Annotated in this window: 26 protein-coding genes; 24 read left to right on the top strand and 2 right to left on the bottom strand. The window is 51.4% G+C overall.

The window, feature by feature from the left end:
* Positions 1-57 precede the first annotated feature (57 nt).
* The 21 genes from KF749_00860 to uraH all read left to right on the top strand — a co-directional run bounded on the left by KF749_00860 (position 58) and on the right by uraH (position 18,403).
* On the top strand, positions 58-504 hold the full coding sequence (locus KF749_00860) for an Hsp20/alpha crystallin family protein (GenBank protein MBX2989696.1): 447 nt from the start codon (positions 58-60) through the stop codon (positions 502-504).
* Positions 505-532: 28 nt separating this feature from the next.
* Positions 533-928: an Hsp20/alpha crystallin family protein gene (locus tag KF749_00855; GenBank protein MBX2989695.1), complete on the top strand. Its 396-nt coding sequence runs from the start codon at positions 533-535 to the stop codon at positions 926-928.
* A 54-nt stretch (positions 929-982) separates the two neighbouring features.
* Positions 983-1,453 carry an Hsp20/alpha crystallin family protein gene (locus tag KF749_00850; GenBank protein MBX2989694.1) on the top strand — a complete coding sequence of 157 codons (471 nt, stop codon included), beginning with the start codon at positions 983-985 and terminating at the stop codon, positions 1,451-1,453.
* Between the two features lie 173 nt (positions 1,454-1,626).
* The gene (gene lon, locus KF749_00845; GenBank protein ID MBX2989693.1) at positions 1,627-4,002 is read left to right on the top strand and encodes an endopeptidase La; all 2,376 of its coding nucleotides are present in this window, start codon (positions 1,627-1,629) and stop codon (positions 4,000-4,002) included.
* 162 nt (positions 4,003-4,164) lie between these two features.
* On the top strand, positions 4,165-5,073 hold the full coding sequence (gene sppA, locus KF749_00840) for a signal peptide peptidase SppA (GenBank protein MBX2989692.1): 909 nt from the start codon (positions 4,165-4,167) through the stop codon (positions 5,071-5,073).
* A gap of 58 nt (positions 5,074-5,131) precedes the next feature.
* The gene (locus KF749_00835; protein MBX2989691.1) at positions 5,132-5,440 is read left to right on the top strand and encodes an integration host factor subunit beta; all 309 of its coding nucleotides are present in this window, start codon (positions 5,132-5,134) and stop codon (positions 5,438-5,440) included.
* A gap of 3 nt (positions 5,441-5,443) precedes the next feature.
* Entirely contained in the window at positions 5,444-6,355 is a 912-nt protein-coding gene (locus KF749_00830) for a zinc ribbon domain-containing protein (protein ID MBX2989690.1), read from the top strand.
* A gap of 289 nt (positions 6,356-6,644) precedes the next feature.
* The gene (locus KF749_00825; GenBank protein MBX2989689.1) at positions 6,645-7,040 is read left to right on the top strand and encodes a YtxH domain-containing protein; all 396 of its coding nucleotides are present in this window, start codon (positions 6,645-6,647) and stop codon (positions 7,038-7,040) included.
* A 24-nt stretch (positions 7,041-7,064) separates the two neighbouring features.
* Positions 7,065-7,451 carry a DUF948 domain-containing protein gene (locus KF749_00820; protein ID MBX2989688.1) on the top strand — a complete coding sequence of 129 codons (387 nt, stop codon included), beginning with the start codon at positions 7,065-7,067 and terminating at the stop codon, positions 7,449-7,451.
* A 260-nt stretch (positions 7,452-7,711) separates the two neighbouring features.
* Positions 7,712-9,820: an elongation factor G gene (fusA, locus tag KF749_00815; GenBank protein MBX2989687.1), complete on the top strand. Its 2,109-nt coding sequence runs from the start codon at positions 7,712-7,714 to the stop codon at positions 9,818-9,820.
* A 129-nt stretch (positions 9,821-9,949) separates the two neighbouring features.
* Positions 9,950-10,501, top strand: a complete 552-nt coding sequence (locus KF749_00810) for an HIT domain-containing protein (GenBank protein ID MBX2989686.1) — start codon at positions 9,950-9,952, stop codon at positions 10,499-10,501.
* 46 nt (positions 10,502-10,547) lie between these two features.
* Positions 10,548-11,111 (top strand): sigma-70 family RNA polymerase sigma factor, encoded by a 564-nt coding sequence (locus KF749_00805; protein MBX2989685.1) that lies wholly within the window; start codon positions 10,548-10,550, stop codon positions 11,109-11,111.
* The gene (locus KF749_00800) at positions 11,086-11,619 is read left to right on the top strand and encodes a hypothetical protein (protein ID MBX2989684.1); all 534 of its coding nucleotides are present in this window, start codon (positions 11,086-11,088) and stop codon (positions 11,617-11,619) included. The genes KF749_00805 and KF749_00800 overlap by 26 nt, the downstream gene beginning before the upstream one ends.
* Before the next feature lie 27 nt (positions 11,620-11,646).
* Positions 11,647-12,120, top strand: a complete 474-nt coding sequence (locus tag KF749_00795) for a hypothetical protein (GenBank protein MBX2989683.1) — start codon at positions 11,647-11,649, stop codon at positions 12,118-12,120.
* 94 nt (positions 12,121-12,214) lie between these two features.
* Entirely contained in the window at positions 12,215-13,549 is a 1,335-nt protein-coding gene (gene allB, locus KF749_00790; GenBank protein ID MBX2989682.1) for an allantoinase AllB, read from the top strand.
* 36 nt (positions 13,550-13,585) lie between these two features.
* The gene (alc, locus tag KF749_00785) at positions 13,586-14,608 is read left to right on the top strand and encodes an allantoicase (protein ID MBX2989681.1); all 1,023 of its coding nucleotides are present in this window, start codon (positions 13,586-13,588) and stop codon (positions 14,606-14,608) included.
* 7 nt (positions 14,609-14,615) lie between these two features.
* Complete coding sequence (gene uraD / locus KF749_00780; GenBank protein MBX2989680.1) at positions 14,616-15,128, top strand: 2-oxo-4-hydroxy-4-carboxy-5-ureidoimidazoline decarboxylase; 513 nt, start codon at positions 14,616-14,618, stop codon at positions 15,126-15,128.
* A gap of 35 nt (positions 15,129-15,163) precedes the next feature.
* The gene (locus KF749_00775; GenBank protein ID MBX2989679.1) at positions 15,164-16,609 is read left to right on the top strand and encodes a phosphoenolpyruvate kinase; all 1,446 of its coding nucleotides are present in this window, start codon (positions 15,164-15,166) and stop codon (positions 16,607-16,609) included.
* A 92-nt stretch (positions 16,610-16,701) separates the two neighbouring features.
* Positions 16,702-17,349 carry a phosphoribosylanthranilate isomerase gene (locus KF749_00770; protein ID MBX2989678.1) on the top strand — a complete coding sequence of 216 codons (648 nt, stop codon included), beginning with the start codon at positions 16,702-16,704 and terminating at the stop codon, positions 17,347-17,349.
* A gap of 77 nt (positions 17,350-17,426) precedes the next feature.
* Positions 17,427-18,062 carry an SGNH/GDSL hydrolase family protein gene (locus KF749_00765; GenBank protein MBX2989677.1) on the top strand — a complete coding sequence of 212 codons (636 nt, stop codon included), beginning with the start codon at positions 17,427-17,429 and terminating at the stop codon, positions 18,060-18,062.
* A complete protein-coding gene (uraH, locus tag KF749_00760) occupies positions 18,059-18,403 on the top strand; it encodes a hydroxyisourate hydrolase (protein ID MBX2989676.1) in 345 nt (114 codons plus the stop codon). The genes KF749_00765 and uraH overlap by 4 nt, the downstream gene beginning before the upstream one ends.
* Positions 18,404-18,420: 17 nt before the next feature.
* Here uraH and xdhB read toward each other — a convergent pair whose 3' ends face one another.
* Both xdhB and xdhA read right to left on the bottom strand, forming a co-directional pair.
* Positions 18,421-20,805, bottom strand: coding sequence for a xanthine dehydrogenase molybdopterin binding subunit (gene xdhB / locus KF749_00755; protein ID MBX2989675.1), 2,385 nt, complete (start codon positions 20,803-20,805; stop codon positions 18,421-18,423).
* Positions 20,780-22,231 (bottom strand): xanthine dehydrogenase small subunit, encoded by a 1,452-nt coding sequence (gene xdhA / locus KF749_00750; GenBank protein MBX2989674.1) that lies wholly within the window; start codon positions 22,229-22,231, stop codon positions 20,780-20,782. Before xdhA ends, xdhB begins: the two co-directional genes overlap by 26 nt.
* 126 nt (positions 22,232-22,357) lie before the next feature.
* Here xdhA and KF749_00745 point away from each other — a divergent pair, with 126 nt between their 5' ends.
* The 3 genes from KF749_00745 to KF749_00735 are packed head-to-tail and all read left to right on the top strand — an operon-like array spanning position 22,358 to position 25,984.
* Complete coding sequence (locus KF749_00745) at positions 22,358-23,326, top strand: XdhC family protein (protein MBX2989673.1); 969 nt, start codon at positions 22,358-22,360, stop codon at positions 23,324-23,326.
* Positions 23,323-24,390 (top strand): UDP-N-acetylmuramate dehydrogenase, encoded by a 1,068-nt coding sequence (locus KF749_00740; GenBank protein ID MBX2989672.1) that lies wholly within the window; start codon positions 23,323-23,325, stop codon positions 24,388-24,390. Before KF749_00745 ends, KF749_00740 begins: the two co-directional genes overlap by 4 nt.
* Positions 24,391-24,406: 16 nt before the next feature.
* Complete coding sequence (locus tag KF749_00735) at positions 24,407-25,984, top strand: bifunctional metallophosphatase/5'-nucleotidase (GenBank protein ID MBX2989671.1); 1,578 nt, start codon at positions 24,407-24,409, stop codon at positions 25,982-25,984.
* Positions 25,985-26,108 lie beyond the last annotated feature (124 nt).

The raw sequence follows: 26,108 nt of genomic DNA, 5'->3' as shown, positions 1-26,108 counted from the left end.
ATTACTTATAGGCCGAACAACACAACTCAACAAAACAAAAAGTCAGGAGGAACAACAATGGTAGTACAAGTTCGTCGCTATCCAACTTTCAATCCGCTCTTGAGCGAGATCGCCGATTTCGAACGCCAGGTGGCAAAGGCGTTTGATGGTTTTCTTTCGGGCGAGCCGGAAGTCAGCCGGACCTACGCTCCGCCGATGGATATTGTCGAGAACGGCAACGAGACGCTTGTCGTTACAGCGCTTTCCGGGATGAGCAAGGACGACGTGAAGATTTCGGTTGAAAACGAAATTCTGACTATTTCCGGCACACGCAAAGAAATCCAGTTGCCCGAAAAAGCCCGATGGGTACGAAATGAAATTCGAACCGGGCAATTCACACGCTCCATCCGCTTGCCAAAAGGAACCGATGCCGGCAAAATTTCTGCTGAAATGCATAACGGCCTGTTGAAGATCGTATTGCCGAAGGCCGAGGAAGTAAAGCCGCGTGAAATTCGTGTCCAATAACATTGCCGAGTGAAAGGAGGAAAATTTCATGTCAACCAACAATGATGTCACAGTCGTGCAGCAGGATAACACAGCTCTGATGCGAAAACCCGACCCGGTTGCCACCGTCACGCCGCTGACTGACATTTACGAAACATCCGATGCGTACGTACTCTTGCTCGATTTGCCCGGGGCTACAAAGGACTCGATCAGTATTACTATGGATCAATCGTCACTTGTGATTCGGGCAAATGTCGAGGGTTATGTGAGAGAAAATGCAACGCTTCTGTTCAACGAAATTCCCGGCGTCGGCTTTCAGCGGGCATTCAACCTTACCGACGGCATCAACCGTGACAATGTTGATGCACGATACGAGAACGGCGTGCTGATGGTGAAGTTGTTGAAGAAAGAACAGTTGAGACCACGAGAGATTCGGATTCGATAACCAGTAATCAGATTCATACAATAACACAATAGTCAATCAGGAAGGAGGCTTATTATGTCACTCATACGTTGGAACCCGGTTCGCGATTTGGCGACCTTCCCTTCTGACATTTTAGGCATGCAGAAGGAGATCAATCACCTGTTCGACCGCTTCTTCCGGGGCGGTACGCCGGAGGAAGGCGACATCATGCCGACCGCGTGGCTGCCTGCGGTCGACCTCGTTGAGAAAGATGACGAGTTTGTTGCGCACGTCGAGCTTCCCGGCGTCAACAAAGACGACGTGAAGATTACGCTGCAGGACAACATTCTCACCCTCCGCGGCGAAAAGAAGGAAGAGAAAGAAACGAAACAATCCAGCTATCATCGTCTCGAACGAAGCTACGGGTCATTCCAGCGATCCTTCACGCTTCCGACAATGGTCAAGGCGGACAAAGTCGAAGCACAGTACAAGGACGGCATCCTGACGATCAGTCTGCCCAAAGCCGAAGAGGCGAAGCGCAAGCAGATCGAGGTGAAAGTCCGGTAACGCGTGAAGAGCGCAGGCTGCAGTACATTCCGACAACGGGCGCCGATGCTTGTATGGTGGGATTGCATCGGTGCCCGTTATTGTTTGTCCGTAAGAGTAGAGTCGAATGGAGAGAACGAATTGATTCAGGACGATGTTTTATGCAGTGAAGACATATTGAAAGGCTGAAGCAAATGAAGAGAACACAAGTCCCGCAGGCCCTGGCGATATTGCCGCTCCGAAATTCGGTGTTTTTCCCCGGCCAAATCATGCCGTTATCCGTTGGACGGGAAAGCAGCATCCGCGTTATTGAGGAAGCATTGAAAGATGACGGCCACATCGTCATCGTTGCTCAAACCGATGGAAACATCGAAAAACCAACGGAGAAGGATATCCATTGGGTCGGAACGCTCGCCAAAGTGTTGAAGCAATTCACTCTTGCCGACGGCACACGCAGCGTGCTCATGCAGGGGATTGAGCGGGTACAGCTTCTTTCCATTCTGCATGCCGAACCGTACCTCCGTGCCGTTGTCCGGTCCCTCGACGAACCAGCCGAAAGCGGAATGGAAATAGACGCGATGGCAACGAATATCAAGAACTTGTTCAGGAAAGTTGTCGAGCTTTCCCCTAATCTGACGGAAGAACATCTCTCGGTTATCCTGAACGCCGAGGAGCACGGAGGCATGGCGGATATCGCCACATCGCTGTTGCCGGTGTCTGTCGAAGAGAAGCAGAAGATTCTGGAGACATTCGATTTTCGGAGGCGATTGGAAGAACTGACGCTTTTGTTGACGAAACTCGTCCAGAAACTCGAGTTAGGGAGCAAGATCCAATCCGAAGTACAGGACGGAATCAACAAATCTCAGCGGGAATACTACCTCCGCGAGCAGATGAAAGCAATCAAGAGAGAGCTGGGAGAGGATGATGAAGGGGTCGAACTGACCGAACTTCGCAAGCGCATCGATGAGGCTCATCTTCCCGATGAAGCCTTGAAAGTTGCCGAAAAGGAACTGAAACGACTCGCGCAAATGAACCAGGCCTCTGCCGAGTATACCGTCAGCAGAACGTATCTCGATTGGATTCTCGACTTGCCGTGGAGTATAGGCACGGAAGATAATCTTGACATCAAGAAGGCGAAAGAAGTTCTCGAGAATGATCATTACGGTTTGGAGAATGTAAAGAAGAGAATTCTGGAGTACCTTGCCGTTCGGAAGTTGAAAAACGATATGCGCGGCCCGATCCTCGTGTTTGTCGGCCCGCCCGGCGTCGGCAAGACATCCCTTGGGCGCTCGATTGCCAATGCGCTCGGCAGGAAATTCGTTCGCATTTCGCTCGGCGGCGTGCACGACGAGGCGGAGATCCGCGGTCACCGGCGAACCTATATTGGAGCATTGCCCGGCAGGATTATTCAAGGATTGCGCAAGGCAGGCTCCAACAACCCTGTCCTCATGTTAGATGAGGTAGACAAGGTCGGAAATGATTTTCGCGGCGATCCCTCTGCGGCTTTGCTTGAGGTTCTTGATCCCGAACAGAATTCAACATTCAGCGACCACTATCTTGAGATTCCGTTCGATCTTTCGAAAGTCATGTTCATTGCAACCGCGAACATGATTGAACCTGTGCCTCCGGCGTTGCGCGACAGGATGGAGATTATCGAGATTCCAAGCTACGTCGAGGACGAGAAGCTTCACATTGCAACACGATTTCTGTTGCCGAAACAGGCGAAAGAACATGGTTTGCAAGCCGAGCAAATCCGGTTCACGGATGATGCCTTGAGGGGGATCATCGCCGGCTACACACGTGAGGCTGGTGTCCGGAATCTCGAACGAAAAATAGCTGCCGTTGCCCGTGGCGTTGCAAAGGACATCGCCGAAGGAACGATAACGAAGGCAACCATCGCCAGGGACAATCTCACCAAGTATCTTGGTCAACAGAAATTCTTTCCCGATGTTGCCGAACGCATCAATCGGCCGGGTATCGCTGTGGGGCTTGCCTGGACTCCTGTGGGCGGCGATATTCTTTTCATCGAAGCAACGAAGATGAAAGGGAAAGGCAATCTCACGCTCACCGGGCAACTCGGTGATGTGATGAAAGAATCAGTTCAGGCGGCGATGAGTTTCATCTCCTCTCACGCAAGAGAACTCGGGTTGGATGAGAATTTCCGGAACGAAACGGACATTCACGTGCATGTCCCCGCGGGCGCAATCCCGAAGGATGGCCCGTCTGCCGGGGTGACGATGTTGACAGCATTGACATCGCTGTTCACGGATCGCCTGGTTCGAAATGATCTCGCGATGACGGGAGAGATAACACTGCGCGGAGCCGTACTGCCGATCGGCGGTGTGAAAGAAAAAGTGATTGCCGCCAACCGTGCCGGCATCAAGACTTTGATACTGCCCGAGCGCAACAAGCTCGATCTTGATGATGTTCCGAAGAGCGCGTTGGAAGGGATGACATTCCATTTTGTGAAAGAGATGGCGGATGTGTTGAAACTGGCACTCCATTCCAAAGAAGACTCTGTAAAGAACCGGATGGGCGAGTTCAGTCTCGAGGCGGTTGCAGTGAACTGAAGAGTGCCGAACTTCCGTTGGTGAGATGAAAGGCGTCGTCTGAAAAGATGGCGCCTTTTTCAATTCTGAATGTACCTGTCTGGATTCGTTGACTTTCACCTCTTAGTTTCGTACAATGCTGTGTAAAATAATCACTTACAGCACTTCGCTCCCTTCTCTGATATGTCAAAATCGACAAAATGGTTTCTGTTCATTTTCAGCATGCTGATGGTCGTTGGTGTTGTGTTCTCATTTCTCTTCTATTCAGCAATCAGGTCGGTGAGTGACGGTTCAAAGGAGGTTGTCACGGTCGGGCGCGGAGCGAAACTAGCCCTCGTGGAACTGGTCGGCGAAATCCGATCCTCCGAAGATATTATCAGGCAACTGAAAAAGTATCGTGAAGACTCATCCATCAAAGGAATTCTTCTTCGTATTGATTCTCCCGGTGGAGCGGTTGTTCCGAGTCAGGAAATGTATGAGGAAGTTCGCAAGACCCGCGACGTAAAACCCGTTGTGGTTTCAATGGGGTCACTTGCTGCAAGCGGAGGCTACTATGTTGCGGTCGGCGCCTCGAAGCTCGTTGCGAATCGCGGCACACTCACAGGAAGTGTCGGCGTGATCGCCGAGTTCCTGCAACTGCAGGAAGCGATGAAGAAGTTAGGTGTTGATGTCAAGACAGTGAAATCAGGCAAGTTGAAGGATGCGGGCACCCCGATGCGCAACATGACCGACGAAGCGGAAAAGTACTTCCAATGGTTGCTGGATGATGTGCACCGGCAGTTTGTGACAGTTGTTGAGCAGGAACGGAAACTGAAACACTCCGATGCCGTTGCGCTTTCTGATGGGCGGGTGTACACAGGCGAACAGGCAATCGGGTTGGGCCTTGTTGACACGCTCGGAACGTACGAAGATGCCGTTCGCATTGCCGCAGGCCTTTCGGGCATCGAAGGTGAGCCGGCGATTGTGAAAGAGCGTGAGAAGAAGAAGTTCTTCGACAGAATGTTTGGAGACGTCGGCGAAAGCATCTCGGATATCAAAGAGGCGATCTTACAGAAGCCGATCATGTCGTATCGTTTTACGGGGCCTTATTGAGTCGTTACGCAGAAACCAAAGAACGCTATTTCATCACCACAATACAGGAGGGTTTGAGTTGACCAAAGCCGATATTGTTGACCGCATTGCGACAGGAACAGGTCTGACCAAAGTCGATACAGAGGCAGTGGTGGATGGTTTCATCCTGACCGTAATTGATGCAATGAAGGAGGGGAAGAATATCGAGATCCGGGGATTCGGGAGTTTCAAGGTCAAGAAGCGCAAAGGGCGTGTTGCCCGCAACCCCAGAACAGGCGAGCAAGTGATGGTTGACGAACATTGGGTGCCGCTCTTTAAAGTGTCGAAAGAAGTGAAACAGGCAGTGAACGAAAATCTCTCGAAATTGCCCCAAGTGTCCGGAGGGTGATGAATGGCGGAGGCAGTTTTGGTGTGTCGTGAGTGTAACAGCAAGATATCGCATTCCGATAAGTTTTGCCCGCAATGCGGAGCAAAAGTAGCGGAACAAATCGACAAGCCGGAGCCCGCCTCCACTCCCGCGGTTCTGACATGCGAGGTTTGCGGGCATGAAAACAGGCATAGCGGTTCGTTCTGTGAGGCGTGCGGTGTCAAGTTGCCCCGGGCGTCGGTTCCAGCCGCGGCACAGGCTCCCCTGAAACCTGAACTTCCGCCAATCTCCAAGACTCCGGTCAAGCAATCCGCGGGCTCTCCTAAGTTACAGACTCGTCACTATGTCGGCATCGCGCTGATAGTTGCCGTCGTAGGAGTGTTCATCTACGTGGAGACGCAGCGGGAAATTCCGCGGCAGACAGCCCAAACCTCCTCTCCGGCACAACAATCGGCAACCCAAACTGAGCATGCCAAGGAAATCCTTGCAGCTATTGAAAGGCTGCAACGTACCGTCAAGGAAAACCCCAACGATATCGGATCGAAACTCCTTCTCGCAAATGCCCTGCACGATGGCGCGATGCACGATGCCGCTCTCTTACCTCGCGCAATTGATGCATACAAAGTCTACCTGAAGGAAAACCCGAACGATCCGAATGCTCGAGTGGATTTAGGGATCTGTTATTTTGAGCTTGGCAAAATCGATTCGTTGCACTCCGCGAGGTTCTACGCGATGGCCATTGATGAAATGCTTGGGGCGGTAAAGGAGTCACCTTCACATCAAGCAGGCGCGTTCAATCTTGGTATTGTGTATCTGTTCTCGGGGAACATGCCGGAATCGAACCGGTGGTTCAAGAAAGCGGCAGATTTGAATCCCGAATCAGAGTTAGGCAGGCGGGCGAAGGCAATTATGGAACAACACGGGCAAGCAGGTTAATACAGTATCTTTCACGAAAGGAGGTCGAATGCCGAGCGGTAAGAAGCGCAAACGCCACAAAATGGCAACGCACAAGCGCAAGAAGCGGCTGCGCAAACAGCGTCACAAGAAGAAGAATCGTTAGAATGCAACAATCCCGCCACACCCCGGCGGGATTTGTATTTGTTGGTGAAGAGATTGTGCTTATGGGAGCAGGATCAGGCGATTTTGTTGCTTTTTTTCGACGAAGTTTATATCATGAAACTAAGTTCAAAAGGCACTTTTTTCATATTTGTTGGCGGAGGTTGTGATGGCTGATAACAACGGAGCGACAAAAGGATTCATTTTCGGACTGTTGGCCGGAAGCGCCATCGGCGCCATGCTTGCCCTTCTGTACGCACCCAAGAGCGGCAGAGAATTGCGTGCAGATATCAAAGCAAAAACCGATGAGCTGATTGATGATGCGGAAGGAATGGTAGAGAGGGCGAGAACGAAGATTCCCGAAATTGCCAGCGAAGCCAAAAAACGATCGGAGCGGGTGATTTCGGACGCAAAATCGCAAGCAGACACCCTGATGCACGATGCCGACCGCGTGCTGACGAATGTGAAGCAGCGTTCTTCTTCAATCATCGACGAAAGTATCAAAGTGAAGGATGCTGTAAAGGCGGGAGTTGACGCATTCAAGCAGGAGCGCAACCGCTCGTAATCGAACAAGCAAAGGAACTACACTTTGGAAACTGCACTCTTGATTGCCCAACTGGTGGCGCTTGTCGCGGTAACTGCCGTGTGTATCTTTCTCATTCTGGTTCTCATTCGCGTGCGGGAAATGCTGAGCAAGATCGAGCGTGATATCTCGGCAGTGACGGAGCGGACGATGCCTGTGCTCGAGAATATCGATTATATTTCCTCGCGTGTCAAGAACATCACCGACAACATCGACGATCAGGTGTTGATGGTACGCGAGTCGATGGGCTCAATAAGGGAGATTGCCGACAATATCGTCGCGCTCGAACGACAGGTACAGTCACGGATTGAAGGCCCCATCCTTGACACTGTGGCTCTGATCGCGGCACTCGTCAAGGGCGTAAAAGCATTTACGTCCCGCCTTCGAGCGTAGCCTCTGTTCGCAAGACAGGGGTTTTTTGTTCTTTGTAAGAATCTCTTTGCAAACTCTCCGAATCTCTGCACCCGGCAATACGAGTGGATTTTCAAGAGCGAACCATCGTGGTTGATAAGAGAAACATTCCCTCATTTCACGTCTTCCCTCGTGGCGGCACGCATGTGGAACGCCGGCGTGTACCGGATTTCTGTAGGGAAGTCATCTGTTACCCGAACATCATATCATAACATCTCCTTATTGGAGGCACAGAAATATCTATGAAAGAATTTACACCTGAGAACATTCGCAATGTGGCCCTCATCGGCCACGGAGGGGCGGGGAAGACTTCGTTGGCCGAGGCTCTGCTCTTCTCTGCGGGCAGTACTACGCGCCTCGGCAAGGTTGAGGAAGGGAATACACTTTCCGACTACCATCCGGACGAAGTCGAACGGCAAATCTCGATCAATACCTCTGTACTCTTCTGCGAATGGAAATCAACAAAAATCAATATCCTCGACACCCCGGGCTACACGGATTTTACCGGTGAGGTGAAAAGTGCATTGCGGGTTGCAGATACGGCGCTTGTTCTCGTCAAGGCTGTTGAAGGTATCGAAGTCGGCACGGAAATCGTCGGCAAGTACACGAATGAATACAAGACCGGCGTTGTCTTTGTCGTCAACAAACTCGACAACGAGAACTCGGATTTCGACAGAGTCGTGCAACAATGCCACGACTATGTGAGTCATGAGGTCGAAGTCGTGCAGTTTCCTCTCAATCAGGGACTTGCATTTGATACGGTGATCGATGTTATCAAGATGAAAGCTCTGAAGTACCAGCGCGGCGGCAATGGGAAGTACGCGGAGTCGGAAATCCCCGCCGAAGTCAAAGAAAAGGCCGATACCTATCGCCGCAAGCTGCTTGATGCCGTTGCCGAGCTCGACGAAGCGTGGATGAACAAATATTTCGAGACAGGCACACTTACGGACGAAGAACTGAAAGCAGGGTTGCATCGCGGGATTCATGAGAGGAATCTCTTCCCGATTCTCTGCTGCTCGGCAGCCCACAACATCGGCGTGACGGATATTCTGGATTTTGTCGTTGAGGATTGTCCCGCACCGCCGGAAATCGGAGATACGCATGCTCGGCCTGTCAGCGTAACGAATGGCAACAACGATGTGACCGTGAAACCCGATCCGAAGGGTGAGCCGTCGCTGTTCGTCTTCAAAACCGTGTCGGAGGCCCACGTGGGCGAACTCTCGTTCTTTCGCGTGTATTCGGGCACGGTTACGCCGGGTATGGATATGATCAACGAGGCAAACGGCAAACCCGAGCGTCTCGCACAAATCTACATTATGAACGGCAAGGAACGGAAGGACGTCAACAAATTAATGGCGGGCGATATCGGTGCAGTAGTGAAGTTGAAGGATACGCACACCAACGATACGCTCAGCAGCAAAGCGTTTCCCGTTGTGTATGCCCCGATTGCCTTTCCGGAGCCCGTGTATCATCTCGGTATCGTTCCGAGATCGAAGGGGGATGAAGACAAGATTGCCAACGGACTCCATTCGCTTCATCAGGAAGATCCGACATTCGTGTTCCGTGTGGATGCCGAGTTGCACCAGACGATTATCAGCGGACAGGGCGAGCTTCATCTCCAAGTGATTGTGAAAAGGCTCAAACAGAAATTTAATGTTGATGTTGACCTCGTTGAACCGAAAGTCGCGTATCGTGAAACCATAAAAACCATTGCAAAAGATGCCGAGTACAAGCACAAGAAACAAAGCGGCGGTCACGGACAATACGGCCACGTTCATCTCCGTCTTGAGCCGTTGAAGCGGGGACAGGGGTTTGAATTCCTCGATGAGATTGTCGGAGGCGTTGTCCCCGGAAAATTCATCCCGGCGGTGGAAAAGGGTGTCGTCGAGACGATGAAGGATGGCGTGCTTGCCGGCTATCCCGTTGTGGACGTGCGCGTGGCGCTGCATTACGGTTCGTATCACGATGTGGATTCGTCCGAAATGGCGTTCAAGATTGCCGGGTCGCAAGCATTCAAGAAAGGGTTCATGGAAGCAAAACCGATTCTGCTTGAACCAATCTACAACATCGAAGTGAAGGTTCCGGAAGATGCAATGGGTGAAGTAATGGGCGATATTTCCGGCAGGCGCGGGAAAATTCTCGGAATGGACAGTGCCGGTCATTATCAGATCATCCGGGCGCAAGTGCCGCAAGCCGAACTGCACAAGTATGCAACGGTTCTTCGTTCGAAGACCGGCGGACGAGGCGTGTTCAGTGCCAGCATGTCGCATTACGAGGAAGTGCCGAGAGAACAGGTGGAGAAGATCATCGCGGCATCAGATAAGAACAAGAACAAAGAGCAGGAAGCGTAATTGTGTTGTTTTTCCGGAGAAAGGTTGGTGCCGAAAGCCCCAACCTTTTTCTTTGTATCAAACTTTCATATTTTGCGGGCCGTTGGGGGGGGGATGCAGGAAGCTGTTCACTCTATTTCAGGAGAGTACATGAAACGCATGTGGTCGCCGTGGCGTTCGGCGTATTTGGAGACGTTCAAAGATCCGCCCAAGAAAAGCAAATCGCGAAAGAGTATTTTTATCCGGGCGTTGGAGGAGAATGACGACGACAAGCACTTTATCGTTCATCGGGGCAAGCATTGTTTCGTTATTCTGAATCTGTACCCCTACAACAGCGGGCACCTGATGGTTGTGCCGTACAAGCAAACAGGGCGCTTTGACCGCCTTTCTGATGCCGAGATTGCCGAAGCCATGAAACTGGTACGCATCAGTATCAACGCTCTTGACAAGAACATGAAGCCTGAGGGCTTCAATTTTGGCGCTAATCTCGGCCGTGTTGCCGGAGCCGGCGTCAAAGGGCACGTCCACTTCCACATTGTACCCCGCTGGAACGGTGATACGAACTTCATGCCTGTTCTCTCCGATACGAAGGTGATTTCCGAAGATATGCGAACAACGATGCTGAAATTGCGCAGGGCTTTCAAACAGGCTGATGGCATCAAACGCAAGAAGCAACAGCAGAACGGCTCGCCTAAGCGTTAAACATTCTCCCGAAAGCCTTGTCTAATACAGTAGACGACAAAGGTACATGAACCCACTGACCGACCTCGATCTTGTTCAACAAGTTCGGAACGGAAAGCGAGAAGCTTATACGGAACTGATGCGGCGATACCAGCAACGCGTATACTGGGTCGCCCGTCGAATTGTGGGCAATCATGACGATGCAGATGATATTGCGCAGGAGACGTTTGTGAAGGCATATCTCGCGTTAGGTGATTTTCGGGGCGACTCGGGATTTTTCACATGGTTGTATAGGATTGCGGTGAATCTGTCGCTCAACACAATTCGCAAGCAGCAGGTTGTGAATTACCTGCGGGAAAGCCCGATGATCTTGTCTCTGCTGCCCGCGAAGGATAATCCTCAAGCAGAGTTGGAAGCGAAGGAACTGGAATCGAAGCTGCAGCGGGCTGTGGCACTGTTGCCGGAAAAGCAAAAGGCGGTTTTTGTGATGCGATACTATGAGGAGATGAACTACGAAGAGATTTCCGAAGTTCTCAAAACATCGGTAGGCGGGCTGAAGGCGAACTATTTTCATGCACTGAAAAAGGTGCAGGAGTATTTGAAAGATGAAACTGCGACGATCAAAGATTGAAATAACCGATTCGGCGGAACACGAAGCAGAAGCAGCCGTGCGGCGTCTTGCATCGGAAGCGACAGAATCAGGGATGTCGATTCCCTCGTCCACTCATTTTGCCAATCTGATAGTCAGAACGAATCATCGCATCGATCATGTCACCAGCGGCGCAGCGCTTTCCATCAGTTGGCTGGCACGAGTCGCTGTGCCCGGTGTCGTGGCAATTCTCTTCTTCTTCATCGGATTGCATTACTACGGGCCCGGAAGCAACAGTCGGCAAAGCTCGATGGCGGAAGTTGTACGTGCCCTTCCGGCAGGTGTGATCGATTCGCTTCTGTATGAATCATCGGCTGCGTCAGGTTCCATTGCGTCCGAAATACCTGGTGATGTCCTTGGTGTTTCGAATGTCCAGCTGGCTGAGTTCTATTTTGCATCGGGAATGCCGGCGAGTATCTTGGAAACACTTCCGCAGCAACAGGTGACAGAAGTCGCCGCAATCCTTGAATCCCGTTCAACGGATCTCTGAATCATGAAACAACAGGAGTCATCGAGTATGAGAACTCTATCCGCAACATTCATCCTATTGTTCTGCACAACATTCGTCTATGCCCAGCCTCCCATGGGCGGACCCGGATTTGAGCGAATTGAACGGTTCAAAAAAATGCGCATGGTGGAGATGTTGGAGTTGAAAGAGGAACAATCCGTTCGCTTCTTCGCCCGTCACACCGAGATGGAAACCAACCGGCGTGCACTGGAGAAGCAACGCGATGAAGTACTCGACAAGATCGAGCGCCTCATTCGCAACAAGGCGGATGCAAAAGAGTACGAGAAACTCTTCCCTGAAGTCGAGTCTCTCAACAGACAAATCGGGGAAGAGAGGCAGAAGTTCTTCAACGGACTCGGCGATTTACTCACGGCTGAGCAGCAGGCAAAGTTGCTGCTCTTCGAGCGCAGGTTTGAAAAGGAATTGCGCGAGGCAGTCCGTGAATCCCAACAGCGCCGCCGCGGAAGAACGGGCGACATGTAGCGCATTTCTTCCGATCCGATGTACTCCAACCTGAAGCGGAGGCAGAGGTTGAATTCTGCCTCCAATTCATATCATATCATTTACCAACAAGCAGATGTTCATCTTACGGTCCCGGCGCATTATCACTCCTGATGGTATGCGCGATGCCGCAATCATCGTGAATGACGGCAGAATTAGCGATATCATCAATCCGGGCGAAATCCCTTCCGGTGCCGATGTCAAAGATGTTAGTGATGTGGTTGTTGCTCCCGGACTTGTTGATCCTCACGTTCACATTAACGAGCCCGGACGGACTGAATGGGAAGGATTTGAAAGCGCAACAAGAGCCGCTGCCGCGGGGGGAATAACCACGCTTGTTGACATGCCGTTAAATAGCTCTCCGGTTACGACAACGGTCGATGCTCTTGAAAGGAAATTGAGCGCTGCCCAAGGAAAGTTGCATGTAGATTGCGGATTTCACGGAGGACTTGTCCCCGGCAATGCGTCGTTGATGGAGTCTTTGGCGGGATCGGGCGTGCTTGGAGTAAAGACCTTTCTTATCGATTCGGGGATTGATGAATTCCCTCCGACATCGGAAGAGAACCTACGCGCCGCAATGCCGGTAATAGCAAAGGCCGGCTTGCCACTTCTTGTTCATGCAGAGTTGCAGACTTTGCCTCTTCAAGCTGCGCCTCGGCATTCACGAAGTTACGCCGCATATCTCAATTCCCGACCAAAGCGTTGGGAGAATGATGCCATTTCCATGTTGATTCGCCTTTCCGAAGAAATCGGTTGCAGAGTACACATTGTTCACTTATCTTCATCAGAAGTTGTTCCCGTGTTGCGGGAAGCGAAATCATGTGGCGTGAAGATAACAGCGGAAACGTGTCCCCATTATCTCACATTCTCTGCAGAGGAGATTCCTGAGGGAGCTACGCAGTTCAAATGTGCTCCGCCTATTCGCGAGATGGAGAACAACGACAAACTCTGGGAGGCGTTGCGTGAAGGCGTCATAGATTTCATTGCATCGGATCATTCGCCTTGTCCTCCCGCAATGAAGGTGATGGAAGCTGGCGATTTCATGAAGGCATGGGGTGGAATAGCATCCCTTCAATTCGGCCTTTCAATTATGTGGACGGAAATGCGTGGAAGAGGATTTTCGATTTCTGATATTAGCAGGTTGATGTCGGCAAATCCGGCAACACTCGTCGGGCTTGAAGGCAGGAAAGGCAGAATCGCACCGGGGTATGATGCCGATTTTGTTGTATGGAATCCGGATGAATCATTTTCTGTCGGGCCCTCGTTACTTCATCACCGTCACAAAGTAACTCCGTACGAGGGACGAACCTTGTACGGCAACGTGCTGGCAACATACGTTCGGGGTACCAAAGTATTTGAAGAGGGGAGATTTTCAGTAGCGGCTGGCAGAGTTCTTTCACGTAACGCATAGTCCATCGCCTCATAATCCCAAATTCTCCAGATTTCGATGTCTTCAGAGAATGAAACCGCAGCCGCTTTCTCCGGCTTTACCGATCTTGCTTCCGAGCGATTGGGCGGCAAGGCTCTCATCGCGAGTGATGAGTTCTTCGCCGAAAAGGAAAACCTTCTGAAGCCCGGTCGCGGGATTTTTATTCCGGACAAGTACACCGATCGCGGCAAATGGATGGACGGGTGGGAATCACGTCGAAAGCGTACCCCGGGGCATGACTGGTGTATTGTCAAGCTTGGATTTAGCGGGATTATCAAAGGCGTCGATATCGACACGAATCATTTTCTCGGAAACAATCCCGCCTATGCGTCAATTGAAGCATGCAGCATCATAGGCGATGCATCGAACGGCCCGTTGCCGGGACCCGAAACACAATGGTCTGTAATTTTACCGAAGTCGCCACTACGCCCCGGTACCCAGAATCTTTTTTCAGTTGCAGACCAGATGGTGTGGACTCATGTTCGTCTCAACATTTTTCCCGACGGCGGTGTCGCACGGCTGAGAATTTATGGAAATGTTGTTCCTGATTGGAATAGCTTGAAGCAAGAGGGACTGATTGACCTTGCATACATCGGCTCAGGCGGAAAAGTTGTAGCTGCAAGCGATATGTTTTTCGGCAACAAGGAAAATCTTATCATGCCAGGACGGGCAGTCAATATGGGAGACGGCTGGGAAACAAAGCGCCGTCGCGGCCTTGGTCACGATTGGGCTATTCTTCAACTGGGCGCATTAGGGAGAATTCAAAGGATCGAGGTGGATACCGGCCATTTCAAAGGTAACTATCCCGACAGTTGCTCCATCGATGCATTGAGTGCCCCTGGTTCAACGGTTGATGCATTGAGTTGGCATCAATTTCAATGGAAGGAGATTCTTCCTCAAACCGGGTTGCACGCGGATACGCAGCATCTCTTCGAAAAGGAATTGAAGCCGGTTGACCGTTGTACGCATGTTCGGCTGAATGTCTATCCTGATGGCGGCGTCAGCAGAATGCGAGTGTTGGGATATCTTGCTTCCGAATGACTGAAGCATGACTCTGCGAGAATTGAACAGTCTCAGTACTGCGACAGCAATGGACGAACTTCGCCGTTGCTGCGGCTCAACCCGTTGGGTGAAGCAAATGGCTGAATGCCGCCCCTTTTCGACGCAGGATCAAGTGCTTGCCGCTGCAGATGAGATTTGGCAGAGTCTCTCAGAATCGGATTGGAAGGAAGCATTTGCCCGTCATCCGAAGATCGGCGACGTGACGAGCCTGCAAAAACAACTCTCGTCTACTGCACGCTGGGCCTCAAGTGAACAAGCCAGCGTTGCGACAGCGAGCGAGAACATTCTCAGGAGTTTAGCTGATGGAAATCAACAATACGAAGTGAAGTTTGGCTATATCTTCATCGTTTGCGCAACAGGGAAATCTGCAAATGAAATGCTGGCAATTCTCAATCGTCGAATGTCCAATCCTCCTGATAAGGAAATTCTGATTGCTGCCTCCGAACAGGCAAGCATCACGAGGCTCCGGTTACAAAAACTGTTCTCGGTTGAATCGTAAACATATCTACATTCATCTTCTGCAGTACTGATCGCATGCAATCACACGAACAGCGCCTCATTGAGGCTGACGACATTCTCTCCAACCTTCGTGAAGCAAACTATGCGTTTGCTGCGCGGTATCCCGGCGATACGGGGTTACGCCAACCGGTTCACACCGTGTACGGCGGTGCGCAAATCTTCAAGTCGGACACGGCAAAAAAGTTGGGCGAAGTCGGGTTGCGTGCTTTTCTTGAGAATGCTCCGGATTTTGTTGCGTTTGCCCGGGCGATTCAGTTGCCGGGCTTTGAGTCATTTCCGAAATCTGCAAGGCACATTGCAGCACTCACCGGCATGCTCAAGAGAAATTCCGCCATGGCAAAAACACAACGCCGCGCTGCCTGGCTTGCATTCACCATCTACAACCGCATCATTGAAAAACTGAAATCTGAACCTGTTGAAGATTTCAGGATTGATTTTGAGGATGGCTACGGTAATCGCCTTGACAACGAGGAAGATAGCCATGCCGCGTTCACTGCAAAGGAAGTTGCACGCGGCATGCGTGAGCGAACCCTCCCTCCGTTCATCGGCATACGCATTAAGCCGATGACGGAGGAACTAAAAGCGCGCAGCCTCCGGACGACGAATATTTTTGTCACGACCCTTCTCGCAGAAACCGGTGGCATACTTCCCGCACACTTCGTTATCACGATTCCGAAAGTCACTATTCCGCAACACGTTACGGCTGTTGTCGAACTTTGCAATATTCTTGAACGCACAACCGGCCTCGATTCCGGTTCTTTGAGGTTGGAGTTGATGATTGAAACGCCTCAGTCCATCTTCAATGCGAACGGCGAATCTCACATTCCGTTGCTTGCCCTCGCCGGTAAGGGTCGAATTGTCGGGATGCATTTCGGCGTGTACGATTACACGGCGCTCTGCGAAATCACGGCAGCACACCAATCCATGCGCCACCCTGCGTGCGACTTTGCCCGTCACATAATGAAAGTGGCGCTTGCCCAGACCGGTATCAACATCTCCGACGGCGCAACGAACATCATGCCTGTCGGGCCGCATCGTGCAGCGAAGGGGAAGAAGCTATCGGCACGACAACTTGCCGAGAATAACGCGGCTGTTCATCGTGCCTGGAAACATGCGTTCGATGATACAATGCACTCACTGAAGCACGGTTTCTATCAGGGATGGGATCTGCATCCGGCGCAGTTGTGTGTTCGCTACGCGGCGGTGTATGCGTTCTTCCTCGAAGGGCTCGATCTTGCAACATTGAGACTCAGATCGTTCATGGAAAAAGCAGCGCAGGCCACGCTCATCGGCGATGTATTTGATGATGCAGCGACGGGGCAAGGGTTGTTGAATTATTTCTTGCGCGGGATGAGTTGCAGGGCAATCACCGAGGAAGAAGCATCGGCTACCGGCTTGACGCTTGAAGAGCTGCGCAGCAGGTCGTTTCTCAGGATATTAGATGGGAGAAGAACGGCATAGCATTCGGCGAGTGATTCATCAGACGATTTTGTACAGCATTCCGGGTTTCATAAAATCAAGCCGGTGGAGGAAAAATGTCAACAGGTGACAGGATGAAAACAAGAGTCAAGATCTGCTGTATCAGCAGTATTGAGGAAGCCCGGCTTGCCATCCGTTACGGGGCATCAGCGTTGGGACTCGTGTCTGCGATGCCGAGCGGCCCCGGCCCCATCCCCGAGGAATTGATCGCCGACATAGCCGCTGTGATTCCGCCCGGCGTAGCTTCATTTTTGCTGACATCGAAGCAGGACGCTGATTCGATCATCAAGCAACACCGGCGCTGCCGGACGAATACCCTGCAGTTGGTTGACAGGATTTCCGTTCATGTATATCAAGAACTCCGGAGGGAATTGCCCGGCATCGGGCTCGTGCAAGTCGTGCATGTAACGGGAGAGGAATCCATTGTTGAAGCGATAGCGGTGTCGGAATTTGTGGATGCAATCCTGTTGGACTCAGGGAATCAATCTCTTCCTGTGAAAGAACTCGGCGGTACGGGCCGCACACACGATTGGAATCTCAGCAAACAGATTGTGGAATCGGTGAGAATACCAGTTTATCTCGCGGGTGGCTTGAAAGCTGAGAATGTCGCCGAGGCAATAAGAGAAGTTCGCCCGTTTGCCGTCGATCTGTGCAGCGGTGTCCGAACGGATGGCGTACTCGATGAAAGCAAGCTCGCTGCATTCTTCAATGAGGTACAATGAGCTTCATCGCTTGCCTTGGCATTCTCTCAGCACTCAGTTCACTTGCATTCTCCCAAAATGACAACGAGCGGAATTCAATGAACCATCAGACCCGAACATTTCTCGCCCTCGGCGATTCATACACAATCGGTGAAGCAGTTGCAGAAACCGAACGCTGGCCCGTGCAACTCGTTTCAAGTCTCAGGAAGCGAAATGTTTCCATTGCCGACCCGGTGATTGTTGCCCGTACGGGTTGGACGACGGACGAGTTGAGCGCTGCAATTGATACAAGTGACTCCCGCGGGCCGTTCGATCTTGTTACGTTGCTTATCGGCGTCAACAATCAATATCGTGGCAGAAGTGCGGATGAGTATCGGGGTGAATTTAAACAACTGCTGCAACGTGCAATACGGTTCGCAAACGGCGAGGCATCACATGTTGTTGTGGTGTCGATTCCCGACTGGGGCGTAATGCCGTTTGCTGAAGGAAGAGATCGAATGAAGATTGCGAAAGAGATAGACATGTTTAATGCTATAAATTGGGAAGAATCCGTTCGGGCGGGAGTTCAATACGTTGACATTACTCCACTCTCACGTGAAGTTGAACGGTATCCTGAACTTATCGCGTCCGACGGACTTCATCCTTCAGGTGTTCAATACAAGTATTGGGGGGAACTCATCGAACCGAAGGCATGCACAGCTCTCGGTATTGCGATAGAAAAGGAGAAGAAATGAGGAGTCCTGTCACAACCCATATTCTTGATACTGCACTCGGAAGGCCCGCAGAAGGCATTCCGGTCGTGTTGGAGATGAAGCAGGTGGATGGTGCATGGAATGAACTCGGCCGCGGCGTCTCAAATAGCGATGGCCGGGTTGCCGATTTGCTGCCCGAAGATTTTCATCTTGCCGTCGGAATCTACCGGATTACGTTCCTTACCGCGGAGTATTTTAGACTCATGAATCGGGATAGTTTCTACACGAGAGTTGTTGTGGAGTTTGCAGTAAAAAATGGAGGTCACTACCACGTGCCCTTGCTCTTGAGTCCGTTCGGGTACTCGACATATCGGGGGAGTTGAGGGTCCCGAACCGGTTCCTAACGTAGAGGCACTTCGGCGGGCGAGGTCTCCCGCAATCTTCTCTTCAGATTCTCGGTTGCAAGCACAATTACTTCGTTGGTCGCAGGCAGCGAAAACTCAGGTTCGAACTTGTGATGACCGACTGCCGAGACAGCATCCTTGATCGCCAGCCATGTTGAAAGCGCCAGCATGAACGGCGGCTCGGCAACCGCTTTGCTTTTGCGGATCGTGTTCGGATTGGGGACGTTCTGAAGCAAATGAACCCTGAAGTCCTTCGGAATATCCCGTACTGAAGGAATCTTGTACGTATCAGGCGAATGAGTCAGCAGGATACCCTTGTCGTCCCACTTGATTTCCTCCGTTGTCACCCAGCCGTTTCCTTGAATGTATCCGCCTTCCACCTGGCCAAGATCGATTTGCGGGTTGAGGGAATCGCCAACATCGTGCAGAATGTCTGTTCGCAAAATCGTGTGGTGGCCGGTGAGCGTGTCAACCAGCACCTCAGTGCACGCCATTCCAAACGCGTAGTAGTGGAATGGCTTTCCCAACCCTTTCTGCTTCTCCCACCCGATGTTCGGCGTTCTGTAAAAGCCCGTTGCACTCAGACTCACTTGGCGGAGGTTCATCAACGGCATTGCATCGGCGAACGAAATCCGTCGGGCAGGGTGTTCGCTATCGAATATCAAATCATTCTCAAAACATACAGAATGCGGCGACGTTGGAGTATCGGGGTTCTGCTCTGACCAATATTGCGCTAGCGACTCCGCAATGCGGGATTTCAACGTATCGACTGCATTCTTCACTGCCATGCCGTTCAGATCAGTTCCTGCCGAGGCGGCTGTTGCAGACGTGTTCGGTACTTTCGACGTGTTGGTAGCGCTCACTTTCACGTTGTCAAGGCTGACTCCGAACTCGGCGGCGGCGACTTGCTGCATTTTTGTGTGCAGCCCTTGTCCCATTTCTGTGCCGCCATGGTTGACCAGGATTGTTCCGTCCTTATAGATGTTGACAAGTGCCCCCGCTTGATTGAGAAACGTTGTTGTGAAGGAGATTCCAAACTTCACCGGAGTCAGGGCAATGCCTTTCTTCGCAAACTCGCTAGAAGAGTTGAACGCGGCAATTGTCTTTCTGCGCTCATAATATTCCGACGAGGTTACGAGTTGCTCGTATATGATGTGAAGCCGGTTGTGTTCAACCGTCTGGCCGTAATGCGTTACATTCCGCGAATCGATGCCGTAAAAATTCCTGCGCCTGATCTTAATCGGGTCTGCGTGCAGGAACCGGGCAACTCGGTCCATGATATGTTCGATAACCGCCATGCCCTGAGGGCCGCCGAACCCCCGGAATGCGGTATTGGACGGAAGGTTCGTCTTGCAGACACGGGCTAACACGTGGACGTTCGGAATGAAGTAAGCATTGTCGACATGCAGCATTGCCCGCTCCATGATGGCGAAGGAAAGATCCGTTGCACAGCCGCCGTCGCTGTTCAACTCGATGTTGACTGCAAGCAAATTTCCTTCATCATCAAATCCAACTTCATACCGCGAAAGAAACCGATGCCGCTTTCCCGTCATCTTCATATCATCATCACGGAAGAGACGGATCTTCACCGGACGCCGGGTTGCATTGCACAGCAGCGCAGTCCAGCACGCGGTATGGTTTGCCTGAGTCTCTTTTCCGCCAAATGCTCCCCCCATGCGGCGAGTCTCCACAACCACTTCGTTTTTAGGGATGCCGAGAACTTCGGCAATCAGCGCCTGAGTTTCAGAGGGATGTTGCGTTGAAGAGAAGACGTTCATCTCTTTTTCTTCACCCGGAATGCAGAGACAAACCTGCGATTCGAGATACCAATGTTCTTGCGCTCCGGTTCTGAGTTCTCCTCTGAGGCGATGTTGAGCATTTTGCATCTCGTGATCAGGATTGCCTCGTTGCATTGTCCGGGGTGGGCCGAGAAAGCTATTGTGTGCAATTGCTTCGTCAATGGTGAGGATCGTGGAAAGATGTTCGTACTCAATCCGGATTAGTCGTTCAGCTTCGCGTGCCTGTTCGTCTGTTTCCGCTGCAATCAGAAACATCGCTTGCCCGATGCACATGACTTCACCTTCAGCAAGACAAACCTCATCCTTGACGACCGGTCCCATCTGATTGTGTCCGGGAATATCGTTGTACGAAAGTACAGCATGAACACCGGGAACACATCGTGCGTCCGAAAGGTCGAATGAGGTGATTCTTGCATGTGCATGCTGCGAATACACAACTCGTCCAACGAGGAGTTGTCCGTTCACAGGAATGTCATCGACGTACACTGCTTCACCGGTGACGTGCTTCGAAGCAGATTCATGAGGCACGACGTTGTTAGCCGGTTCATGCCGGTGTTTATGCCGCGGCACCGTTCGTTCCATTTCTTGTATCATCCCAGAATTTCAATAAGAGGTTTCGTGCTGCAACGCGGCGAAATTCGGCGCTGCCCCGCGCATCCGAAATTGGAGTGAAATCGTTGTCAATCAAAGGCATTGCTGCTTCGACGGTTTCCCTTGTCCAGAGCTTGCCCTGCAGGAAGGCTTCGGCGGTTGATGATCGCTTCACACGCTCAGCCATGCCTCCGAACACCAGCGTGGCATGATGAATCCGATTCCTTTCGCCAAAGTCGATTCGGAATCCCCCGCTGACGGTGGAGATATCGAGATCTTTTCGCTTGGACACTTTGTACCACTTCACAACGCTATGGTGTTTTGGTTTCGGAAGAACAATCTCCACAATCAACTCGTCAGGCTTGCGGACGGTTTTTCGGTAGCCTGTAACGAACTGGTTCAACTCCACTTCCCGTCGCCCTGATACACTTTCCAGCACAACCCGGGCATCGTAGGGCATCAGCGCCGACAGCGTATCCCCAATAGGGGATGCAGAACCGATATTTCCCCCGAGTGTCGCAAGATTTTTGATTTGAAGCGAACCAAACACTGTCAACATGTCGGCGAGGGCCGGAAACTCTCCTTCGACAGCGGGCCGAACATCGCTGAGAACAACCCCCGCTCCGATCGACGGGTATCCGTCAGAATTGTCAATCGTATGGAGTTCATCCACTAATGAAACATCCAGCAATTGTCTCAACTCTTCATGATTTTTTGTCACGCGCAATGCCACATCGGTTGAGCCGCCGATGACGATTGCTTCGGGATGTTGATGCTTCAGCGTGAGTGCCTCAAGAAGCGTGCGAGGCTGATAGTATGTGGTATGGACTGTTTGAATGTATGCGGAATGTCGCGGAATGCTTTGCAACAATCCGGCAATTCGGTTTTCGTCTTTCGACGAAGGGTCAATTTCCTGATGAACACAGGAACGTGCTGCAGCCTCTACAATCGGTTTGTAGCCCGTACAGCGGCAGAGGTTTCCCGTAAGCGCGTCATCAATAACATCCCGATCAGGATGGTCGTGATTCTTGTACAACGCAAACAACGACATGACGATACCCGGGGTACAATAGCCGCACTGGCTGCCTCCGGTGTCAACCATCGCTTGTTGCACGGGATGCAATACGGCGTCAGTCTTCAGATTCTCAACGGTAATCAGTTGTTTTCCGTGAATCATCGGCAGGAACACAAGGCACGAATCCACCGCCTTGTAGCGGATCGTATTATTTGCAGCGCATTCTCCAAGGACAACAGTACACGCGCCGCAGTCGCCTTCAGCGCACCCTTCTTTTACACCTCTATGTGTTGGTAGTGAACGGAGGTAATTCAGAACAGTTGTTGTGGGAGTAACGGACGGTTTTGAGAAATCCTCGGTAACAACCTTGCCATCAAGTACAAATGAAATGGACGAACGCATCGTCACTCCTCACGGAAGGTCCTTGTTGGTGGTGGGAAATCATCAAGATTCTGATGGAAACTAAACAAAATCCTCGTTACTATCAAATAGCCGTATAGCCACAAATCGAATGCGCTTTCACCAACTATGAGAGAAAAAGAATTCTGGACATTCGTCAGCACGTACTTGAGCAATCATATTCCCGCGATGCTCTTGATCGTCGTTGAAAGTCATGGCTCGTCGCCGGGTCGGGCGGGATTCAAGATGGTTGTTGTCGCGAATGGCGATCGACGAGGAACCATCGGAGGCGGCGTAATGGAACTTGCCTTGATCGAAGAGTCGCAGCGGCGCCTGGCAGCCGGCAACACGACACCAACGGTGCGACAACTGTTCCATTCGAAGGAGACAACGCACGAGTCTTCAGGTCTCATCTGTTCAGGATCGCAAACAATTCTCCTCAAACCGTTGTCGTCCGGGAATCTCGGGGCTGTCAGCGAAATCGTTCGCACATTCGAGAAACACGACTGTGCAAACCTGACGGTTACTCCTTTGGAGTTCACGTGTCACAGCAAGAGAAGAAGAGGACCGGACTCGGTATTCTCCTTTGCGAATGAGAAGCAGTGGCAATATGACGAAAATATTGGTATTCTTGATACGGTTTTTATTGTGGGAAGCGGCCATGTCGGGCTTGCCCTTTCGCGTATCATGGTGACGCTCGACTTCCGTGTGGTTATAATCGACGACAGAGCCGATGCACCGACGTTCGCTTCAAACAATTATGCTCACGAGAAAGTCCATTGCCGTTATGATCAGATTGGATCGTTGATCTCCGGAACGGGCCGTGAGTACGTTGCAGTTGTGACAACAGCGTACAAATCCGACGAAGCGGCGCTGAAGAGTATTCTTGTCAAGAATGTTCAGTATGTCGGGTTAATGGGGAGTGCCGCGAAAACAAGACACATTCTTGAAGATTTGATTTCTGAGGGAATTTCCGAAGCGCAGTTGCGTCGCATCAGAAATCCGATCGGCATTCCAATAGAGAGCCACACCCCCGAGGAGATCGCTATTAGCATCGCCGCAGAGATCATCAAAACAAAGAATCAGATTGCCGGATGACGGAATTCCGCGAGAACATTCCCCTTGCCAGTCTTACCACCTTCAAACTCGGGGGAAATGCCCGCTACTTTGCCGAGTGCAGGAATACCGATGAGATTCTTGCAGCAATACATGTGGCGGAGTCAAAGAAGGTCCGGTACCATATACTCGGCGGTGGCAGCAACACGATCTTTCCCGACGACGGCTTTGACGGACTTGTGCTGAAAATTGCATCAAGAGGAATTCAGTTCGTTCGGGAGCCGGGAAGCGTCACGATTGTTGTTGCCGCAGGCGAGCAGTGGGATGATTTCGTCAGATTCTGCATCAGGTCGGGGTTGGCCGGTGTGGAATGTCTCTCCGGCATCCCCGGACTTGCCGGGGCAACGCCGATTCAGAATGTCGGGGCGTACGGGCAGGAGGTGGCAGAGACGATCTTTGAAGTGAAAGCAATTGATCGTTTTTCACTGCGTACAGTCCGTTTCGGAAACAGCGAGTGCAACTTCGCGTATCGCAGGAGCCGCTTCAATCAAGAAGATAGCGGCAGGTTCATCATAACAGAGGTGGCGTTCAGGTTTGATCCTGCCGTTCAGCCCGAAATCCGGTACGCAGAATTGCAGAATGTTATCGCATCATCTGTTGATGTAGGGAAACTCGCAGGCGGAATAGATAAGCTCGAAGCAATACGCAGTGCCGTGCTTGCGCTTCGGAGAAAGAAATCAATGGTTATCGATGAAGCGGATCCCAACACGCAATCGGCAGGTTCATTTTTCAAGAACCCGGTTCTCACGCAGGACAAGTTCCTTCAACTCCTGGAACGCTGCAGAATGAACCGTATTGACGACTCGCCGCCTACCTTCCCGTCGGGTGAGGGTGTAAAGGTTCCGGCGGCATGGTTGCTTGAGAAGGCGGGCTTTCAGAAGGGGTTCAGAAAGGGAGGCGTCGGTGTCTCCGCGAATCACACGCTTGCGCTAGTGAACTATGGTGGCACAACAAAGGAGTTGCTGTCGCTTGCAAACGAAATACAATCCGCCATCATTGAGAAATTCGGAATCCTGCTGGAGCGGGAACCGGTTCTTGTTCAGTAAAAGGAATGGAGCACATATGAGATCCCTTAAGTCTCTCGTCGTCATACTATCGTTTGCTTTTTCAGCATGCAGTGTCAGTGTGCGGACGGGCGCAGACAAGGCGGCAGAGACGGCAAAGCTTTCTGCAAGCAGCGACATCGTTGATCTGACGTTTCTTCAACTGAATGATGTGTACGAAATTGCGCCGGTTGAAAACGGCAAGTACGGCGGCATGGCCCGTGTCGCTGCTGTGCGGCAGAATCTGCTGAAAGAAAATCCCAATACGTTCACTGTACTGGCGGGTGATTTCATCAGCCCCTCGGCGCTTGGTACAGCGACGTTTGATGGAAAACGCATCAATGGCGCTCAGATGATCGATGCAATGAACAGTGCCGGGGTTGATTTCGTCACGTTCGGCAATCACGAGTTTGATCTCGGTTACGAGGTGTTGCAGGATCGCATCAACCAATCGAAATTCACGTGGATTTCGTCGAACATCCAGTACACGCCGTCGGTAGAAGGATTTGTCGCGCCATTCGAAAAAGTAGTGAATGGCGTTGCGCAGCCACTGCCGGAATCCTACATTGTTCGGGCAAAGAACAGTGCAGGGATGGAAGTCCGCGTTGGTATTATTGGCTTGACGATTGGGAGCAATCAGCCTCAGTTTGTTGTCTGGACCGATCCTTTCGAGTCGGCACAGCGGGTGTATGCAGATCTCAAGACAAAAACCGACATTGTTATCGCCCTCACACATCTCTCAATAGATGAGGACAAAAAATTGGCGGAACTGCTTCCCGACGTGAAGCTCATTCTTGGCGGACATGAGCATACTAACATGATGTTCAAAGTGGGAGAGACGATTATCTCAAAGGCTGATGCAAATGCTCGAACGGTATATATCCACCGCCTCCGTTGGTCGGCTTCCACGAAATTGCTTTCGACTCTCTCGGAAGTGAAGACTATCGACAACACAATTCCCGAAGAACCGTCGACGGCGAACATTGTACACGAGTGGACGGCAAGGGCGTATAAGGGATTTCAGGAAAGAGGATTTGATCCTGCTGAAGTTGTGACGACGCTTCGTGAGCCGCTTGACGGGCGGGAAAGCTCAATCCGCTATCGTCAAACAAATCTCGGCTTGGTCATTGCGCAATCGATGCGTGCGTCGGCATCGAAATCCCGTATTGCAATCTTCAACAGCGGATCGATTCGTCTTGATGACCAGCTTGCAGGAACAGTCACACAATACGACATCATTCGTACGCTTCCGTTCGGCGGCAAACTGGTTGAAGTTGAGATGAAAGGCAGTCTGCTGAAGCGGGTTCTCGATGCGGGTCAGAAGAACGTCGGGAGAGGTGGATTCCTGCAATACGATGGCGTGGCTTTCGATTCCACGAAACGAACGTGGGTTGTTGATGGAAAAGCAATTGAGGTGCAAGCCCGGTATTGGGTCATTGTGTCGGATTTTCTTTTTTCCGGGCGGGAGACGGGAATAGAGTTTTTCCATAAGGATGATCGGGATGTCGTTTCAGTTGCGGAACATGATCTTTCCAACGCTAACGACTTGAGGAAGGACATTCGTCTCGCCGTCATCGATTTCTTGAAGAACAATTGATCTTGCCGCCAGCCGGCAGGATTCGGGGTCAACTTTTCCTCGGGCTCTACGTATCAGAAGACGGTCACATTCCATCTCGTTTGGCAATTCACATCACACACAAAGGAACACATTATGAAGTACA

It is taken from the genome of Bacteroidota bacterium (genome assembly GCA_019637975.1).
Taxonomy (GTDB): domain Bacteria; phylum Bacteroidota; class Ignavibacteria; order UBA10030; family UBA6906; genus CAADGV01.
This window is presented reverse-complemented; position numbering and strand designations above follow the sequence as displayed.